This window comes from Enterobacter sp. T1-1, from assembly GCF_000710795.1.
In the GTDB taxonomy this organism is placed as follows: domain Bacteria; phylum Pseudomonadota; class Gammaproteobacteria; order Enterobacterales; family Enterobacteriaceae; genus Enterobacter; species Enterobacter cloacae.
This window is the reverse complement of record NZ_JALW01000114.1, coordinates 1-1424: the sequence shown is the minus strand read 5'-3', so window position 1 is coordinate 1424 and position 1424 is coordinate 1. Positions and strand designations below refer to the sequence as shown.

2 protein-coding genes are annotated in these 1424 nt (G+C 50.4%); both read right to left on the bottom strand.

The annotated features are described in order from the left end of the window. Positions 1 to 202: 202 nt before the first annotated feature. A complete protein-coding gene (locus tag AK59_RS0123225) occupies positions 203 to 637 on the bottom strand; it encodes a hypothetical protein (RefSeq protein ID WP_029883941.1) in 435 nt (144 codons plus the stop codon). Between the two features lie 88 nt (positions 638 to 725). Next, the coding region (locus AK59_RS0123220; RefSeq protein ID WP_029883940.1) for a type VI secretion system Vgr family protein at positions 726 to 1424 on the bottom strand (699 nt) is incomplete at its 5' end.

Genomic DNA, 1424 nt, shown 5'->3' with positions numbered 1-1424 from the left:
TTGCTGCGGTCGATACGCGCATCCGTGCCGAGCAGGGTCAGCGTCAGGGCGAACGACTCGGACATCGCCTCGCGGCCGGAGAGTTTCCAGAAGAGCAGCCCCTCGACCGGGAGCTGAACGGTAATTCGGTTGAGCATAATCGTTATTCCGTAAATGCAACATCTTAGTTTCAGCAGCCTCGATGCAGCGTTAATTGCAACGCTTACTTAAGCCACAAACCTGAAAACATAAGGACACACCCCAATGAGAGAAGGAGTTTGGCAAAGATAATCAGGGGCGGCGCTACGGTGTGTGTGACCCGGGAAATTTTTTCATAATTCGTAGCGTTGTATTTTTTATGTCCCACCATAACACCAGACAATATTGTGCATAGCAAAACGGCGGTAAATTTCATACCCCAGACGCACAGGAGAGACATAGATATGATGATGGAGTAGTGTTTAGCCACCGCGACCGGAAATATTGAAAATGTCAGCGCTAGCCATTTTAAAAGAAAACCAATGCCGGCCGTAGAAAGCAGGACAAGCCCCAGCATCAGACCCATGTTGATCCATTGTTTCTTATTAAAAAGGTTATTGTCATTCCAGATAAGTGCAAGCGTGAGGATCAAAAAGGAAAAAAAGAATAACCAGTTCATTTCAGGGTGCCTCTTTTGCCCCTCAATGCCTGGCTTTCCCGTCGCCTATGGTGACGGGAAAGCCGGTTATGTGGCAGGCTGAATATACTTATTTATTAGCATTGAATACAAAAAAGCCATCCACTTCCTGCTGAATCGCTGACTGGTGGGATGCCCCTGGTGCATCGATGGCATTGGTTCCTTCGGCAGGATTTAAATGCAGCTCCCCGGAAAGCGTGTTTATTTGCGCACTCTGTTTAGCGGTAAAGTTAAAGTTATTGCCAATGATATTCACGCTCCCGTCTTTTGATAATTCAATGGCGCTTTCACCACACTCCAGCCTCAACGTATTGCCCGCTGAAATAATAAAGTCATTAACAACTTTATCGCTGCGGCTGTTGCCCGTCAGGCAGACCACATCCCCTTTAACCCCTGCCTTCTGATTTTTTGCCACCCGTAAGGTTTCATCCTCTCCCACATATTGGGTTCGATTTTTTTCCGTGGCATGCGATTCATCATTTTTGACGTTGATATCGAGATTGCGCTCGGCCTGGATCCACACCTGTTCCGCACCCGCCTTGTCCTCAAACCGCAGGGCGTTGGCATTATCCACGGAGCCATCTTTCGTGCGGCTCATAAAGCCCATCTGCGTCGCCGCTGCCGGCAGCGCCCACGGTGGCATGCTGGCATCGTTGTACACGCGACCGGTGATAATCGGACGGTCCGGGTCACCGTTGATAAAGTCCACCACCACCTCATCGCCCACGCGCGGGATCTGCACCCCACCGTAACCCTGGCCCGCCCAGGC

Coding starts and splice junctions, on each gene's coding strand:
- AK59_RS0123225 (WP_029883941.1), bottom strand. CDS start 637: ATGAACTGGTTATTCTTTTTTTCCTTTTTGATCCTCACGCTTGCACTT.